The organism is Mucilaginibacter sp. P5_A6 (genome assembly GCF_056400585.1).
The window spans coordinates 182,648-199,193 of the sequence record NZ_JBFUKZ010000004.1 but is presented as its reverse complement, the minus strand read 5'-3'; the positions used below and the strand labels follow the sequence as shown (position 1 = coordinate 199,193).

General features: G+C 40.6%; 13 protein-coding genes and 1 tRNA gene. 5 read left to right on the top strand and 9 right to left on the bottom strand.

Annotated features, from left to right (window positions below):
• Window positions 1–111: 111 nt before the first annotated feature.
• The gene (map, locus tag AC1DO4_RS06445) at window positions 112–876 is read left to right on the top strand and encodes a type I methionyl aminopeptidase (protein WP_477413995.1); all 765 of its coding nucleotides are present in this window, start codon (window positions 112–114) and stop codon (window positions 874–876) included.
• A gap of 218 nt (window positions 877–1,094) precedes the next feature.
• Here map and AC1DO4_RS06440 read toward each other — a convergent pair whose 3' ends face one another.
• The 4 genes from AC1DO4_RS06440 to AC1DO4_RS06425 all read right to left on the bottom strand — a co-directional run bounded on the left by AC1DO4_RS06440 (window position 1,095) and on the right by AC1DO4_RS06425 (window position 4,339).
• On the bottom strand, window positions 1,095–1,433 hold the full coding sequence (locus tag AC1DO4_RS06440) for a hypothetical protein (RefSeq protein ID WP_477413993.1): 339 nt from the start codon (window positions 1,431–1,433) through the stop codon (window positions 1,095–1,097).
• Window positions 1,434–1,796: 363 nt separating this feature from the next.
• Entirely contained in the window at window positions 1,797–2,669 is an 873-nt protein-coding gene (locus AC1DO4_RS06435) for a pirin family protein (protein WP_477413991.1), read from the bottom strand.
• A 92-nt stretch (window positions 2,670–2,761) separates the two neighbouring features.
• The gene (locus AC1DO4_RS06430; RefSeq protein WP_477413989.1) at window positions 2,762–3,640 is read right to left on the bottom strand and encodes an NmrA/HSCARG family protein; all 879 of its coding nucleotides are present in this window, start codon (window positions 3,638–3,640) and stop codon (window positions 2,762–2,764) included.
• Window positions 3,641–3,757: 117 nt separating this feature from the next.
• Window positions 3,758–4,339 (bottom strand): Crp/Fnr family transcriptional regulator, encoded by a 582-nt coding sequence (locus AC1DO4_RS06425; protein WP_477413987.1) that lies wholly within the window; start codon window positions 4,337–4,339, stop codon window positions 3,758–3,760.
• A gap of 526 nt (window positions 4,340–4,865) precedes the next feature.
• Between AC1DO4_RS06425 and AC1DO4_RS06420 the strand changes: the two genes are divergently transcribed.
• Window positions 4,866–5,540: a Type 1 glutamine amidotransferase-like domain-containing protein gene (locus AC1DO4_RS06420; RefSeq protein ID WP_477413985.1), complete on the top strand. Its 675-nt coding sequence runs from the start codon at window positions 4,866–4,868 to the stop codon at window positions 5,538–5,540.
• Between the two features lie 164 nt (window positions 5,541–5,704).
• On the opposite strand, the gene AC1DO4_RS06415 is transcribed toward AC1DO4_RS06420, so the two are convergent.
• The 4 genes from AC1DO4_RS06415 to AC1DO4_RS06400 form a co-directional block, all read right to left on the bottom strand.
• Window positions 5,705–7,333, bottom strand: coding sequence for a two-component regulator propeller domain-containing protein (locus AC1DO4_RS06415; RefSeq protein ID WP_477413983.1), 1,629 nt, complete (start codon window positions 7,331–7,333; stop codon window positions 5,705–5,707).
• A 22-nt stretch (window positions 7,334–7,355) separates the two neighbouring features.
• On the bottom strand, window positions 7,356–7,775 hold the full coding sequence (locus AC1DO4_RS06410) for a GIY-YIG nuclease family protein (protein WP_477414136.1): 420 nt from the start codon (window positions 7,773–7,775) through the stop codon (window positions 7,356–7,358).
• Window positions 7,776–7,867: 92 nt separating this feature from the next.
• Window positions 7,868–8,134: a GIY-YIG nuclease family protein gene (locus AC1DO4_RS06405; protein ID WP_477413981.1), complete on the bottom strand. Its 267-nt coding sequence runs from the start codon at window positions 8,132–8,134 to the stop codon at window positions 7,868–7,870.
• Between the two features lie 51 nt (window positions 8,135–8,185).
• Window positions 8,186–8,259: transfer RNA gene (locus tag AC1DO4_RS06400), tRNA-Met, on the bottom strand.
• Between the two features lie 273 nt (window positions 8,260–8,532).
• On the opposite strand from AC1DO4_RS06400, the gene AC1DO4_RS06395 reads away from it, so the two are divergent.
• From AC1DO4_RS06395 to AC1DO4_RS06385, 3 genes are all read left to right on the top strand, one after another.
• On the top strand, window positions 8,533–8,913 hold the full coding sequence (locus tag AC1DO4_RS06395) for an START-like domain-containing protein (protein WP_477402620.1): 381 nt from the start codon (window positions 8,533–8,535) through the stop codon (window positions 8,911–8,913).
• A 110-nt stretch (window positions 8,914–9,023) separates the two neighbouring features.
• A complete protein-coding gene (locus tag AC1DO4_RS06390; protein WP_477413979.1) occupies window positions 9,024–10,448 on the top strand; it encodes an LptF/LptG family permease in 1,425 nt (474 codons plus the stop codon).
• 225 nt (window positions 10,449–10,673) lie between these two features.
• A complete protein-coding gene (locus AC1DO4_RS06385) occupies window positions 10,674–11,879 on the top strand; it encodes a bifunctional 3,4-dihydroxy-2-butanone-4-phosphate synthase/GTP cyclohydrolase II (RefSeq protein ID WP_477413977.1) in 1,206 nt (401 codons plus the stop codon).
• Between the two features lie 200 nt (window positions 11,880–12,079).
• On the opposite strand, the gene AC1DO4_RS06380 is transcribed toward AC1DO4_RS06385, so the two are convergent.
• Window positions 12,080–16,480, bottom strand: a complete 4,401-nt coding sequence (locus AC1DO4_RS06380) for a translocation/assembly module TamB domain-containing protein (RefSeq protein ID WP_477413975.1) — start codon at window positions 16,478–16,480, stop codon at window positions 12,080–12,082.
• Between the last annotated feature and the right edge of the window lie 66 nt (window positions 16,481–16,546).

Here is a 16,546-nt window from a genome sequence, read left to right as displayed (position 1 = left end):
AAACAAAGAAAACCTTACACACCAGAAGAAACCGTAGTTTCCATAAACTGACGTTGGTAAACGGTGTCAAATGTATTAATTGTTAATTTTGCCACAGATAAAAATCTAAAAATGTCTATAACTACCGAATACGAAAGAATTGGAATACAGCAGGCAAGTGATGCTGTTGCTATCACTCTTAAAAAGATGCGTGAGTTTGCCAAACCAGGCATTTCAACGAAGGAACTTGACGAGTATGGCGGCGAATTACTGGCACAGATGGGCGCACGTTCTGCGCCTAAGTTAACCTATGATTTCCCGGGGTATACATGTATTAGTATTAATGAGGAGGCTGCGCACGGCATACCATCTGTAGATAAAATCCTGAAAGAAGGTGACCTGGTAAATATTGATGTATCTGCAGAATTAAATGGCTATTGGGCTGACAATGGCGGCTCATTTGTATTGGGCGAAGATATTCACGGCCATGGCAGACTGGTAGAAACATCAAAAGAGATATTGAGGAAGGCGATCAGCAATATTAAAGGTGGTGTCAGAATATCGGAGATAGGCAGGTTAATAGAGACTGAAGCCAAAAAAGCCGGCTACACGGTAATAAAAAACCTGACTGGCCATGGTGTTGGTCGCAGCTTGCACGAAGAACCCCACGAGATAGCTAACTACTGCGACAGGTATAACACTACGCGTTTCAAAAAGAATTCGGTGGTGGCGATAGAGACATTCATTTCAACACGGTCAACAATTGCCGATACACAAGCCGATGGCTGGACGCTAAGCGGTAATAAAGGTGGTTTTGTTGCGCAGCACGAGCATACCATTATGGTAACTGGCGGTCAGCCGGTGATATTTACGGCGCAGAACGGCATTTGGGATTAATTATCGCCCAACGGCAATGTAAACCAGAAAGTGCTGGGAGCAGGGTCGGACTGCCTATCGGCGGATATGGATACTACGATGTAAATATTTCCGCCAAAATTTTGTCCAATGATTTCCCAAATGAATTTTCGGCTGAGCTGACTTTAGTTCTCGCTCCCTTGTGATGACGTCTATTTTTATCCCAAATTCTTCTGCATATACAATAATCCAGGGGTTAGCTATGAGCGTTTTATTTTACTAAGGAAATAATGAATAGTTAAAGCAAGGATAGTCCAGTAGATAGCAAACCCGATAAGAAAAAATGGGGGTGGCGTATCCGGTTCTTGTCTCAAAAAAGCAATAAAGGGCAACAGGGGGCCTATCAAAACAATTTTGATCGGTAGTAAAATTGTGGATACGATGCTCTTCCAGGCTATAGGTGATCCCGTTCCCAAAAAAGACTCGCCATGTGCAGGAAAGAGTCGGACATCCGGTCCCAAAAGTGAGTTAGAGATAAATTGAAAGGCAAACCCAAAAACGAGGAAGAGAATAACAAATTTTGTTCTTGAAATTTTCATATTAATATTTTTTATTTTAGTAAAAGTACTTTGCTAATCAAAGTTAAATAAAAACACTTTGTATTTCAAAGTGTTTTTATAAATAATTATTTCGGATAGGTTAGCGCTATGAAAAGGAGAGGGATTATTAGTCGAACTGTTAAATAACAGTAACCTGCAGTATGTTGTATTCAAATTAAAAAGCCTGTCACAATTAAATGTAACAGGCTCATCTTTCAGTAGCCCTCACTGGACGTTTCCCGAACTATTTTTTAGAGGACCTGACGGAAATAGTGTTTGTGGCAAAGCCCTTAACGATGTTCGTGTTATTATTCATAATAGGATTGATTTAATACTTTATGATGATATTGATCCCTGACTAATCTATTTTTGTGCTGTGAATTTTATTTCCCCATATTTCCCTGCGTGAAAATCCCGGTAGGCAGTTGCTATTTCTGCTTGCGAATTCATTACAAACGGACCTTCTGCTACCACAGGTTCTGTATATTCTTCACCGCCAAATAACAGGACATCGATGGTTGTTAAAGAGGTGTTTTTTATTTCAATTTCTCCGGCCACTTTGTCAAATTCAATAAATTCACCCGCTTCAAACTCGGAGTCGTTTAGCATCACATTTTGTATGGGCAAAAAGGCCGCAACTTCTGTTTTACTTTCCGTTGCTACTGAAAATTGTGTACCCGCTTTTAATTGAATATGATACAAAAACTGCTTAGAATAATTTGGGATCTTCGAACTCAGGTCTTCATAGTTGCCAACAATTACTTTTATCCAACCATCGTTATTTGGCAATACTTTTTTAGGGACTTCATTGGCTTGCATGGCGATATGAGCAGGCTTTTCGGCTTTATTTTTTGCAGGTAAATTTATCCAAAATTGAAAACCCTGGATAAATTTACTGTCTGTTTGGGAGTCGTAATTTAAATTTTCATCGTGGATTATTCCATTACCGGCTTTCATCCACTGTGCGCCTCCTGAATGAATTATCGCCTCATTTCCCGCACTGTCAAAATGCTCTACTTCGCCTTGAAGAATATAAGTTAACGTTGCAATGCCCCGGTGTGGATGGGCTCCTATACCATTTTTGGTTATGGTTTCTTTAACGGCCGGGCGAACATAATCGAGAAATACAAAAGGACCAACTTTGTTAGCGTACCGATTTGGTAACATTCGTTGGATTGATAGCGGGCCTACTGCGGCACTATTACCTTTTGTTGAGAAACTCGTTTTCTTTTTCATCAGAATATAATTTGTTTTTAAATGGAGATGAAGCTATCATGAGCTATACTCATTTTGTTTTTTGAGTGGTAGCTCATGATGGTTTCATTTTCTTAATTGTTTTTACTCAGCCATTCCTGGAGCGGCACAAATTTGTGGGTGGCAGTTTCTTTTGCCAATTCAATCCGTAACGCTGAATCTGGCCCCATGTAAGTGTGTTTTTCAAAATACCCAAACATCTCTGCCAGTTCCTTTGCCCCTTCAAAAAAAGTTGAAAATATTTCAGCCGGTACTTGTGAAAAGCTGTACTCTTTGCCATTGGCTTTATAGGCTTCTATAATATCATTAAAACTGTACAACCCGGTTGCCAGGGCAAGGTAATTTCCGTTTCCAACTTTTTCGGGTTGCAAAAATGCGCCGGCGACTACTTTTCCCAGGTCATTGATGTCCGACATGTGAATGGCTTTTTTTGTTGGGTCAATCGGTAGTGTCCAGCCGGTTGTTCCATCTTGTTTTGGCTGTGGGCCCAGCATTCCGACAAGATTTTGAAAATAAAACGGTGGCTGAACAAATGTTGCATATTTGAACCCTGCACTTTTTACCAGATCATCCACCTTCGCTTTGCCACTAAAATGAGGCACTTCAAATCCTGCCTCACTAATGAGCTCCACATCCGGAAGTGTTGACCAAATAAAATGTTGCACTCCCGTTGCTTTTGCTGCTTCAATGGCATTTTTACCCTGGGTAATTTCGTCGGCACCTTCCCAAAAGTTGGTTACCACAAATACACCATAAGCATTTGTAAAAGCATCTTTTAAAGATTGCAAATCTTTTAAATCTGCATAAACTGCTTCATTTGCCTTGCCTGTATATGCTTTTGGATTACGGGTTATTGCTTTCACATTAAAAGAGCCTTCATTTGCAAGTGCATTTACAATGCCCTTACCTTGTGCACCTGTTGCTCCAATTACTACTATTGTTTGCTTTTTCATCTGTTTGTTTTATGATGTAAAATTGCAGCAACAGCACGCCCCGAAACGATGAGAAATGATAAAAAAAAGCGTTGATATTTATCAACGCTTTTGTAAAATCAAAAATTGAAATAGAAGTTATTTACTTGCTTGTTTTCTAATTCTGCTTAAAGTTTCTTTAGTTATGCCCAAAAAAGAAGCAATGAGATGCTGGGGAAATCGTTGAATAAATTGAGGGTGGTTAGCGGCAAATTCTTCATAGCGTTTTTCTGCTGTATTACTAATCGTAGAATTCAATCTTCGCTGAGAAGCAATGAAACTTCTTTGGTCCATTAATCTTGTCATTTGCCCAAATGAAGGTACTTTTTCTATCAGATCCAGCATGTCTGCTACTGTAGCAATGAGTAGTTCGGTATCTTCCCAGGCATCAATATTATATCTTGATGGAGTAAGCATGACAGCACTTTCACGGTCGCTTGCCCAATAATTTTCAATGTATAATTGTACAATATGCTCCGCACCTTTGTCATCTACACTGTATTGTCGCATAGCACCTTTTACAATAAAACCAACGTATTTACACACATTGCCTTCTTCCAAAAAGTACTGCTTTTTCCTGAGCTTTTTGGGTTTAAAAGCAGCTACAATTAACGCTTCTTCATCACTTGTAAGTGGCAACGTAGCGTATTGTTTAATGTATGCTAACAGGTTTTTGTGCATTGATTTTAATGATTATTAAATTGAACCCAATGCAAAGATATATTTCACTTTGATAATACCAGTGCCCGCTTTAAAAGCAAATGTAAACCGGTAACAAATGTAAAGTTTATCAAAAAAATAAATCAATAAGCATATTGGTCTTTTAAGCAGTATTATCTGCTTATGGTTGGTATTTTCGCTGCACCATTAATGTACAATTGCCAGGAATAAAAAAAACTCAAATCTTTCGACCTGAGGCTTTTGACTTGAAGTGCAGCCGAGGATAAAAGATTTTCGAACCAATTTGTGGAAGATTTGGAGCTTTTAAGCAGAATTGACAAATTGTGACTGATTTCGAAAATCCATCAATTCAGTTACAATCACCAAAACACATTCGCCCCGCTTGCTGCAGTACTTTTGCTGCTTACAGGGCTTTGAATTGTCTTAAATATTTTTGCGATCTATAATTTAATTTCAACCTTTGAATTAACATTTGTTATTGAAATAGACTATCAAGCAGGGCGAACAATAACCTAAGAAAGAAATTATGAAGCTTCTTCTCACTTCCGCCGGCATCAGCAATACGAGCATCCATAACGCGCTGGTTGAACTCCTGGGCAAACCGATTGCCGAGGCGAACGCCCTTTTCGTCCCCACCGCGATATACGCCATAGCCGGCGGTGCCGGCATAGCGCGAAGGGTGATTTGCGGATCACTTGGTGACCCTTTCTGCGAATTGGGTTGGAAGTCGTTGGGAGTGCTGGAGCTCACTGCAGTACCCAGCATCAAACAAGAGCTTTGGGTCCCCATGCTCCAGAAAACTGACGCCCTGCTGGTTGGTGGCGGCGACTGCCAGTATCTGTGCTACTGGATGCAGCAGTCGGGACTGGCAGACCTCTTGCCGTCGTTGCTGCGCAAAACGGTCTACGTGGGCCTGAGCGCCGGGAGTATGGTGATGACCCGCTTTGGAACAACCTACAGTGGCCATATGCTGCCAGCTGAAAGCGGTAAATCGCTGGGGCTGTTTGATTTTGCACTGCATCCGCATTTGGATCATGAGTGGTTTCCGAAAAATTGCCTGGCCAACCTGGAAAAGTTGGCCGCTACGATATCGGTACCCTCATATGCCATCGATGATCAGACCGCCATTAAAGTGATCGACGATACCGTAGAAGTCGTCTCCGAGGGGCAATGGAAGCTGTTTACCCCTAATACCTTGTAAATTTTACCCCAGGCTATGGTAATAACACCGCACCTGGGTTAGCCAAAAATGCATTAAAATAACAAAGGCCACTCTTTCGAGTGGCCTTCTTTCAAGTAGCGGGAACCGGCGATATGTCGAACTTTTTAAGTGATTTAGAATTAATTACAGACCTGAATCTCAAATTATCTGCTATGTTTTTTTGCTACGATTTTCATAAGGAGTTTAACGTCGTCCGAAATAGTTGAATCAAAGTGCTTTTCTGATCTATAATCAATACCCCAATCTGTTCGATCAACGATCAGCGCGCCATTCACCACGACAGTTCCGTCCATTCCGTCCTTAAAATGCATGCTGGCTGGAAAAGTAACTGCCTTTGTGATCCCTTCAATGGTCAGGTTCCCTGTAACTTTTATACTTGCGATACCTTCAATGGTCATGTTCCCGTTCCCTGTAACTTTTCCATCATTCACTGTTTCAACCTTCGTAATTGCGAATGTAGAAACAGGGAATTTTTTGACATCAAAAAATGGAGGTAATTTATTGTGTGGACGCTGATCATCAAATTTTTGTTCAATCGTATTCATGTCCACTTCAACTGCACCGCCCACCAGATGACGGTTTTCGATCAACAATTCTCCTTTTAATATATCAACGTCCCCTGTACTTGTACCATCACCAAGAAACATAGAACCTTCCCATGTACCAAGTAGCATAGAACCTTTCCATATTATAACACTTTGCTTCGTATCTATGATGTATTTTTTCTGACCCTCTTTACTATAAAAGTCCGTGATGGTCTTTCCATCATAACGATAAACTCCGGTCGCAGATCCAAACCAAATACTTCCATCGTTAGCTTCCAAAAGCCCCAAAAAAGCATCTCCGGACATAATTTCGGCTACAGTGGGCTTATTACTATACAAGGACTTTGCATCATAACGGGAAAGTGCCCAGACCGCCACATGAGCAGAATTTACTGGACCAGTAGTCCAGATGTTTCCTTTTTTATCTTCGATTATAGCATAAGCACCCCTCTCCGATACATTAGTAAAGGTACCAGTGCCTGCCCTGAGCTCAGTCGAAGGGTCATAGCGCCAAAGGCCATTGGTCACGTCACCAAGCCAAATATTGCCTTTTCTATCTTCGATTATACTCCAAACGTTTGTAAATGTTTTGCCCTTATGGATTAACGGGGTAAATGTTTTTCCGTCATAAACAAAGGCATCGCCCCTTGTGCCAACCCATAATTTCCCGGTTTTATCTTCAATGATTGTAGTAATATCATTATTCCAATTTCCTCCTTTATAAAAACGCGAGGGGTTCGGATTTTTAAAATTTCGAAAAGATTTCCCATCGTAACGGCTTATTCCACCTCCGGTGCCGAACCAAATAATGCCAGCTTTATCTTCATAAACAGACATAACCCGATTATTGGCAAGTCCCTCCGTGGTAGTGAAATGTTGAATGGATTTCCCGTTGTAATAATAAACGCCTGAATCAGTAGAAGTGAACCAAATATTTCCTCGTCGATCTTCCAGTACATCCCAGAATCGGTGCGAACCTATTTTACTTGTGAGATTAGTAAAAGATTTTCCATCGTATCGAAAAACATCACCAAATGATGAGTTGTTCGGGCCAGCAATCAAAATGGTGCCATTTCTGCCTTTTTTTATAACACGAACCATTATGTTAGGCCCTATGTCTTTAATTTCGGACTTGATATTATCCTTTGGTACGTTTGTTTGGTTTTGTCCACAGGAAGTGAGAAAAACAAACATTAAGAACAAAGCATATACGTGTATGTATTTCATAATTTTAAATTAATTGATCCTATTAGCATTGATTCAGCGAATCTACTTTGCTATTTTTCGGCGCAACGAATTTGGATTGTAAATAAAAATGTAAACTTTGTAAATAAAATCTTGACATTATGCGTGGTAGCCTAAACCTCCTCTCCCGGAAACGCAAGTACCTAATCATCTGAACTAGAAAATTTGTTTTGATAATATCCCAAATGAATTTTCTGCCATTTGCAGATTTTAATTGCTTTTCCCTTTTCATCGCCTCGGCTTTTGTTGAACAGACCTCAGTGTATGCAATTACCCACGGACGGTACTTTATGGTATGCCCTTTCGTGGCTAATTCGTTATGGGAAAGCAAGCGGTTAGCTATATCGGAGGTATAGCCGATGTAGATCTGGTTAAAAGCAGGTGAATATAAAACGTATGCAGTAAACAGGAGGGTGAAATACAAGAAAAGCCCCTTTTTCAAGGGGCYTTCTGCCAATGTAGCGGGGAGCAGGATCGAACTGCCGTCCGTTAATTAACGGATATAAATCCTACGCTCTAACCATCTGAGTCATCAAATTTTTTGATAATAATATTCCGAATAAACTGCCKTCCGTTTGATGATTTGAGTTGCTTTTCTCGTGTCGTAGCTTTCGATTTTGTTGGAAAGTCTTCAGTATATGCTATCACCCAGGGRCGGTATTTGATCGTATGCCCCTTTGTGGCCAATTTATTATKCGAAAGAAACCGGTTTTCCRGATTWGAAGTATAACCAACATAAATCTGGTYGAAAGTTTGGGAGTATAAAACGTATACGGTGAACATAATGACAATATACAAGAAAAGCCCCTTTTTTCAAGGGGCCTTCTGCCAATGTAGCGGGGAGCAGGATCGAACTGCCGACCTTAGGGTTATGAATCCTACGCTCTAACCATCTGAGCTACCCCGCCGTTTATTTTGAACTTTGATCGCCAAAGTTGACTGTTATTTACTTATCAAGGACTGCCGTCCGTTAATTAACGGATATGAATCCTACGCTCTAACCATCTGAGCTACCCCGCCGTTTTTAATTAATACTCTCTTTTAATGGTTATTAAAAAGAGCGGCTATGTTTATAAAACAATCGCCATCCTTAAAAAGGTTTGCAAATATAGCAGAAATTCGTTTTCTTTAGAAAAAATGTTAACATTTACGGCTTAACCCGTTTTCAAGTATAAACCTCGATGTCCGAAAAAAAGAAATTTACTATAGAATATGAGATAAAATCATCTCCAAGAATACTGTTCACTTTTTTAAATGAACCTAACGGGTTAGCACAATGGTTTGCCGATGATGTAAATATACGCGACCAGGTTTATACTTTTACCTGGGACGGTGAACCTCAAAAAGCAAAACTTATTACTGTAAAAGAAAACAAGCTGGTAAGATTTAAGTGGGTGGATGACGAACCGCAATGCTATTTTGAGATGGAAATTTTGCAGGATGAGCTTACCAATGATGTTGCGCTGGCTATTACCGATTTTGCTACCGAAGACCTGATTTCCGAACGTAAACTTATTTGGGATAACCAGATCGATTACCTCATAAGTGTATTGGGCGCTTAAGGCCATATAATTTTAGCTAATTTTGTATTGCGAAACGCTAATTTTGCGTTAATGAAAATTAACCTGCATTAGTATGCGGTTTTAAATCCTGTTAAATACAAATTGCCCCGATGAAAAAGATCCATCTTTTACTGCTTAAATCATTTATACGGCCTTTTGCAGTTACGCTTTTCATTGTAATGTTTGTATTGCTGATGCTGTTTTTGTTTAAATACATTGACGATTTGATAGGCAAAGGCTTTGCCTGGTACACCATTCTTGAGCTGATGATGTATAACTCGGCTACCAATGTGGCTATGGCTCTTCCGCTATCTGTACTGCTTTCAACCATCATGACCTATGGTGCGCTTGGCGAAAATTATGAACTGGTAGCCATTAAAGCTGCAGGCATTTCATTACGCAGGGCAATGTACCCCATGATTGTTATTATATCCATATTAAGTACTGCCGCGTTCTTTTTTTCTGATTATATGCTGCCGGTAGCAAATCTTAAATATTTTTCGTTGTTGTACGATGCCCGTAAGCAAAAATCGGCCGATTTGTTGCCCGAGGGGGTTTTTAGTGCAAGTTTTCCGGGCTATACCATCAGGGTAAAAAGGAAAGATCCCGATGGGCAGCGCTTGTATGACATCATGATATACAAAAAAAACGACGAGGAAAACAATACAGAAGTTACCCTGGCCCGCGAGGGTACCATGTTTCGTACCATGGGCGATAAATACCTTGTTTTAAAGCTAAAAGATGGGGTAAATTATGTGGAGTCAAGAAGCGATGGGGCCAATTATAATATGCGCCAGCGCTTAACCCGTTTCCGGTTTAAAGAGAGTGAGCAAAAATTTGATCTATCGAGCTTTAAACTTACCCGTACCGATGAAAACGAGTTTAAGCAAGCATCACAAATGATGAATTTAAAGCAGTTGAGAAAGTTTATCGACTCGAGCCAACGCGCGGTTGATGCTGCTGTTGTTATGAATTATAAGCTTGTTACCCCTTATATCAAGTATTTCAACATGCCTGCCAGGCCGGATAAAAAAATAAAATATATACCTGCCGATAAGGATCTGCTAAAAGGCATGACAATTAGCGACCAGGTAATGACCCTGTCAAGCGCCGCATCCGAGGTGCGTTCAATAAAGGATGTGCTAAAAAACCGTACCGAGAAATATAATTTCGATGCCATGACCATCCGCAGATATGCGTCTGAGGTACAAAAAAAATTCACACTGTCGGCAGCATGTATTGCTTTGTTTTTAATAGGCGCGCCGCTGGGTGCTATAATCCGGAAAGGTGGTTTGGGTTTGCCGGTTGTAATTTCGGTGGTGTTTTTCCTGATTTATTATATCATATCAACCATTGGCGAAAAATCTGTAAAAGCAGGGAATGTTTCTACCTTTTTTGGGATGTGGATTGCCATCATCGTGTTAACGCCAATAGGGCTGTTCCTGTCATACAAGGCGGCCACCGATTCTGCTTTATTTGATATGGAAGCTTACAAGCGGTTTTTTAACAAGATGTTTAAACGTAAAACGGCTTAAAAGTATTTGAAATAAGGGATGGAAGGCTAAAAGAAAAAGATGAGTTGACCTGCTTCTGTTTTTTTCTTCCTTTATCTTTTATCTTTTCGTTCTTCTTCTCATAAAAAGTTAAAGGAGATGATTTTACATACCACCGACCAGAATCATTTTAATATACTTTAAATTTGTTTAAACTTTAATATACCGTGGCAGCCTTTTTAGCTTGCCATACGTAATGTACATACAATGTTAAATACAATACAAGAAGCTATCGAAGATATACAGGCAGGTAAAATGATCATTGTAGTTGATGATGAAGATCGCGAAAATGAAGGTGACTTTTTAACTGCAGCACGTAATGCCACGCCCGAAGCTATAAATTTTATGGTACGCTATGGCCGCGGCCTGGTGTGCGCGCCTATTACCAGGGGCCGGGCCCGTGAGCTTGATCTTGAACCCATGGTGAGCCATAATACCACCTCGCACGAAACTAACTTCACTGTTTCTGTTGATCTGCTGGGGCATGGCTGTACAACAGGCATTTCGGCTACCGACCGTTCAAAAACCACGTTGGCTTTAATTGACCCCTTAACCAAACCCGAAGACTTGGGCAGGCCCGGGCATATTTTCCCGCTGATTGCCCAGGATGGCGGCGTTTTGCGCAGGACCGGCCATACCGAAGCTGCTATTGACCTGGCTGTTTTGGCAGGGTTTGAACCCGCAGGTGTAATATGTGAAATTATGAAGGAGGATGGTGATATGGCCCGTTTGCCTGATCTGCTGGTGATGGCAAAAGAGTTTAACCTCAAAATTGTTTCTATAAAAGACCTTATTGCTTACCGTCTGAGCACCGAAACAATGGTGAAAAAGGAAGTATCGGTACAAATGCCAACTGAGTGGGGTGATTTTGAAATGATAGCCTACACACAGGTTGATACCGGCGAGCATCATCTTGCCCTTGTAAAAGGCACGTGGGAGCCCGGTGAGCCTGTTTTAACCCGGGTGCATAGTTCATGTGTTACCGGGGATATTTTTGGCTCGTGCCGTTGCGATTGCGGTCCACAGCTGCATAAAGCTATGGAGATGATAAGTAAAGAAGGCAAGGGCGTGGTTATTTATATGAACCAGGAAGGGCGTGGTATTGGTTTAATCAACAAATTAAAAGCCTATCACCTGCAGGAAAATGGTTATGATACCGTTGAAGCCAATGTTAAGCTTGGCTTTAAAATGGATCAGCGTGATTATGGTATTGGCGCACAGATATTGCGGAGCCTGGGTATCTCAAAAATGCGGCTGATGAGCAACAACCCCAAAAAACGTGCTGGTTTAATTGGCTACGGATTAGAAGTGGTTGAAAATGTACCTATCGAGATTGCGTCGAACCCGCATAACGAATTATACCTGCGCACCAAACGCGATAAAATGGATCACGCTATTATGCGCGATCACTAATTAATAGATGTGCAGATTCCAGATGTGCAGATTTCAGATGAATGAAAAATGGGGCTGATGATTAATCATCATTATCTGCACATCTGGAATCTGTATATTTGCATATCTTCCCACAATCTGCACATCTGAAATCTGCATATTTGCACATCTTCCCCCAATCTGCACATCTGGAATCTGCACATTTGCACATCTTCCCTCAATCAATCCTCATCATCGGGTTTTGTAACTATCGGGTTTGGATTAGTTACCGGTAAAGGGGGGGGCGGCGCCTGGCGACGCCTGCCACTGTGGAAAAGATTACGGATAAACTCTTTAAACGTATCAAAATCTCTTTGATACACCAAGCCTATTCCGTTAACATACTGGGGCTGCAAGGTAGTAGTAAGGCTGTTTAGCGTGGTGCTGTTCAATACTCTGTAAGAATACCTTGCAGTAAGGTTGCCATCTTTCCTTATCTGGTATAATGCCTCAAAATCTTTTGTAATTACATCAAATTTTTGATTGAAAAGGCTGGTGTTATTATTAAAAAGATCATTGGAGCCTGTATTGGTAAACAAACTTCCGTTAAAAGATAGCCTGCTGTTAAAAAATCTCACTGATGCGCTGGCTTCGTTGAACGAGCGGATATTTAAATCGAAATTTTTAACGTTCGATTGAGCTATCAGGCTATTCAGCTTATTGAATGCAAACTCACTTACAGCCTCGCCTGCTGTGCTTATAACCTGGTTGGTTAAGCTGCCGTTATTACCCGAGTTAAAGCTGCGGCGTACAATGATACTGATTGCCTGTTGACTGCGGTTATTGGCATCTGAAAGATAGGTTGCCAAATCGTCCTTAACAGATGGATCTGTAGGGAAGTTAAAGTCGAAATCAATAGTTGGTTGTAATAATGATTTGGTCAGGATCAATTCTGCCTGCACCAGTACCTGGTTGGTATTTGCCGATTGCAGGCCCGCGGCTGTATAAAGCGGCGCCCGGTTTGTACGTACTTCATATAAGGCCTTCAGATTTATCTCGGCATTTGCGGGGTTCCCTGTCCACCTGATGGTACCACCCTGGCTTACCGTAAAGTTTTTACTGATAAAGTTTTTGGCCGTAAACTCAAATTTACCGGTGGTTATCAAAAAGTCGCCATACATTTCAAAATCGCCCAGGCTATTAATGTTTAGCTTAAGGTTATTGGCCACGCCGCTTCCTTCCAGCTGACCATAATCGGTAGTTATCCTAACAACGGTTTTCTCATCGGCGCTTAGGTCAAAATTAAGGGTAACACCATTAAAGGCGCGTTCTTTAGCAACAACCTTTGCGGTATCGCTATGGCTCACAAATTTTATAAAATCATATTCGCTTGCGGTTGACGATGTATTGAGCGGTATGTTAAAAATAGTACCGGCCTGTGTGCGGGCGGTAATATCAATTTTCATGTTATCAACCGGGCCTTTAAAGCTAAAGTTGCCCGTACCGTAAGCAGTACCATAGTAAATATGGTTATCCTTAAAGGTTGTATTAAGTGCCAATAGGTTAGTCGCTTTTAAATCAACCTCAATATCCGGGTTTGATGGATTATTTAAATCAACGGTTCCATTAGCGGTGCCGGTGCCGCCGCGTTTATCCTTTAGCACCATGTCGTTGATTTTAACAACACTATTTTCCACATTTACCCTGGTGTTTACAGTGTAGGCCGTTTTTAAATAATTAACTGTAACACCCGTATTTACCAGGGTAACATCGCCATTAAGTTTGGGTTTTGAGGGGCTGCCCGTGAGTTTTAAGTTGGTAGATATGTTTCCCTTTACATCAGATACAAGATCTTTTATAAAAGGTTCAAAAATGATAGCTTCTGTCTGGTTCATTTTCACATCAAAATCCAGGTTATCTTCGGTATCCTTTCCAAAGGCGTAAATCCCCGAAAGATTCATGGTTTCAAGTCCGCGATTTACGATATTAAGTTTCATATCTGCCTGTTTGCGGTCGTTGCCAAGGGTTGATACCAGTTTTACATCACCAATAAGGGTTTTGTTCATGGTAAGCGAATCGATGGATAAATGCGCGTCGACGCCCGGCGATTTGGTGATGCCCGTCATTTTAACGTCGCCATTAAGTGCCCCTTTTAAAAATATACCCGATGTTTTGGTAAGCTGGTTAAGCGTTTGCATGTTAAACTTTTCGAACGAAAGTTTAAGCTCATCAGCAGGATTATCAGATATAAATCCGTTTATGCGCACCTTTTGTTTCCCGTTTGACAGCTCGAAACCCGATACCTGGGTTTTACCATCAAGCAGGCGGATGCGCACCTGTTCCTGTATCTTCCATTTTTCTTTCTCCAGGATAATATCTGATGGCAGCAATTTTAGTTTGGCTGTAGTATCGCGGCCAAATTCAACAAGGCCGTAAAGATCCAGCTGATTTACCGCGTTTTTATCCGATAGCTTAATGTTAAAGTTCAGGCTATCGTTTTTGAGGAAGTTGGTAATGTTGATGTCTTTTATAAACAGGCTGTCTGTAAGATCAACCCTTTTTAATGAAACATTGATGCCCAGCAGGCTGTCGGCAGTACTCTCATCAATAATAAAATCATGAAAAACGGTTTTACCATATTTTATGGTTTTGATGTAGCCCGATAGGGTTGCCGTTTTATTTCTTGAATCAAATTGCCCGGTAAAAGTACCCTGATCAGGGATTGTTAGTTTTGGTAAAAATATTGCCATAAGAGGATCGAGCTTTTTAATTGACAGATTAAAATCAAATTGCTCGGGCTTTGGTGGTACAATAGTGGTTTTTATAGAGGGGATATATTTTTTAACAATGGTTTTAAAATACGATGGCAAGGTGGCAAGGTCAAAGCTGCCTTTGATATTGGCATCGGCAAAGTCGGATTTCAGGGCTATTTCTCTTGCATTGCCCTGGCCGTTGGCCGATAGGTACAATGAATCCGCCAGGTAATTATTTCTGGGGTCAATAATTCTGATAGGGGATAATAAAATACTTCCCTGCAAATTCTTAAGGTCATTACCAGAAAATTTGGTTTTTAACTGGGTGCTTAAGGTAATGGTATCCTTTATGAGTTTTAAAGCATTTAATTTGGCATCCTTAATGGTAGCCGTAAGATCATATGATGGTAGCTCGGGGTTTAAATTAACCTTGCCTTTAAGGTCGAGTTTTACATTTTTATCGTTGATGGTGATGTGCCCGTCTGCCAGTTTTTTAATAAAAGAGCCCTTAATGTTAAGGTTACTATAAGTGTAGTTATTAAAATCGATGTATTTAATCCGGGCATCACCTTGTTCGCTCAGGGTTTTAAGTTCATCGCCGCTACCTTGTATGTTTGATGTAAAAGTAGTGCGACCAACAGTGCTTTCGTCAAGCAACGTACCAAGATCGAAGTTGAAGGCGTTCAGTTTGCCGCTGTAGCTGGGTTTGCCTTTTTTATCTATCTTAAGATTAATGTCCGAATCGAACCGGCCAAGTTTGGTTTTAAAAATACCATAAGCTACAAAGTCATTTTGTAAACCTGTGAACCTGCCGGTAAAGTTGATATTGGCAAATTTGTTTATAATATCAGGAGCCTTAAGGTTGGGCTGACCCGAAAAATGGCTGATGAGGTAATCAATATCTTTTTTATTAGAGGCTATCTGCTCAAACTTCAGTTCAAGGAAGGTATTATCCCAATCGGGCAATCCCCTTAAATTAAAATCGCCCTTTATAAAAGTAGCCTGCCCGCCGGTAATGGTAACCCCTTTCGATTTTAAGTTACTTACAGGTCCCCTGGCCCGCCCTTCTAAGCCAAGGTCAAAGCTTACCTTTTCAAGTCCGCTGGTGAAGTACGCTATATCTGCCGATGATATACGTGATGATTTAAAATCGGCATCCATATAAACCTTGCTTGTAAACCTTGCAAAATCATTAAATGATTTAAACCGCATTCTGAAATAATCCTTCAAATCGGAGTGACCTGTTTTTATATGAAGATTTTGCGCCAGTATCTGGTTGGTATCAATAGTGATGTTGGAGCGTAAGTTTTTAACGTAGAAACCGCTTTTTTCCTGTAGGGTTAGTTTTTGTACATTGGCCTTAAATAAGTGGTTTTTAAGGTCCATCCCCAGCACTACTGTACTGAAATGCTTAACATCAATATCTTCAAAGTTAACCTGGGGGGTTACCGTATCAACCAGCTGGTTTTTGTACCTGAAATGAAAATTATTGATAGTGATCTTGTCAAAATTAAGCGTCCAGGGTTTGCTTTTTGTTTTGGGGGTAGCAGCTGAGCTAAAGTAATCAATAATGAATTTAAGGTTGGTGGTGCTGTCTTTTTGTTTTTTGAGGTAGAAGGAGCCGTTATCAAGCGCTATCGATTCAAAATTGATGACACGTGTTTTTAAGCTGTTAAACAGCGAGAAGCCATTAATATCAACAACCAATTTTGGCGTACTTAAAAGGGTGTCTTTCTTTTTATCCAATATATAAAGCCCCTCAAGCACAACCGATGAAAAAGGCCTTAAATACAGGCTTTTTATATCAACTGTGGTTTGCAACTCATCCGACAAATATTTGGTCGCTTTTTTTGCGGCCCATGTTTGCACGGGTTTATATTGAAAAGCCAATAAAAGTATGCTTAGTGTCAATAATATCAACAACACCAGCCCGAATACTATTTTGAGTGCTTTTTT

Coding starts and splice junctions, on each gene's coding strand:
- AC1DO4_RS06415 (WP_477413983.1), bottom strand. CDS start 7,333: ATGAAATACATACACGTATATGCTTTGTTCTTAATGTTTGTTTTTCTC.
- AC1DO4_RS06385 (WP_477413977.1), top strand. CDS start 10,674: ATGTTAAATACAATACAAGAAGCTATCGAAGATATACAGGCAGGTAAA.
- AC1DO4_RS06390 (WP_477413979.1), top strand. CDS start 9,024: ATGAAAAAGATCCATCTTTTACTGCTTAAATCATTTATACGGCCTTTT.
- AC1DO4_RS06430 (WP_477413989.1), bottom strand. CDS start 3,640: ATGAAAAAGCAAACAATAGTAGTAATTGGAGCAACAGGTGCACAAGGT.
- AC1DO4_RS06440 (WP_477413993.1), bottom strand. CDS start 1,433: ATGAAAATTTCAAGAACAAAATTTGTTATTCTCTTCCTCGTTTTTGGG.
- AC1DO4_RS06420 (WP_477413985.1), top strand. CDS start 4,866: ATGAAGCTTCTTCTCACTTCCGCCGGCATCAGCAATACGAGCATCCAT.
- AC1DO4_RS06425 (WP_477413987.1), bottom strand. CDS start 4,339: ATGCACAAAAACCTGTTAGCATACATTAAACAATACGCTACGTTGCCA.
- AC1DO4_RS06435 (WP_477413991.1), bottom strand. CDS start 2,669: ATGAAAAAGAAAACGAGTTTCTCAACAAAAGGTAATAGTGCCGCAGTA.
- AC1DO4_RS06395 (WP_477402620.1), top strand. CDS start 8,533: ATGTCCGAAAAAAAGAAATTTACTATAGAATATGAGATAAAATCATCT.
- map (WP_477413995.1), top strand. CDS start 112: ATGTCTATAACTACCGAATACGAAAGAATTGGAATACAGCAGGCAAGT.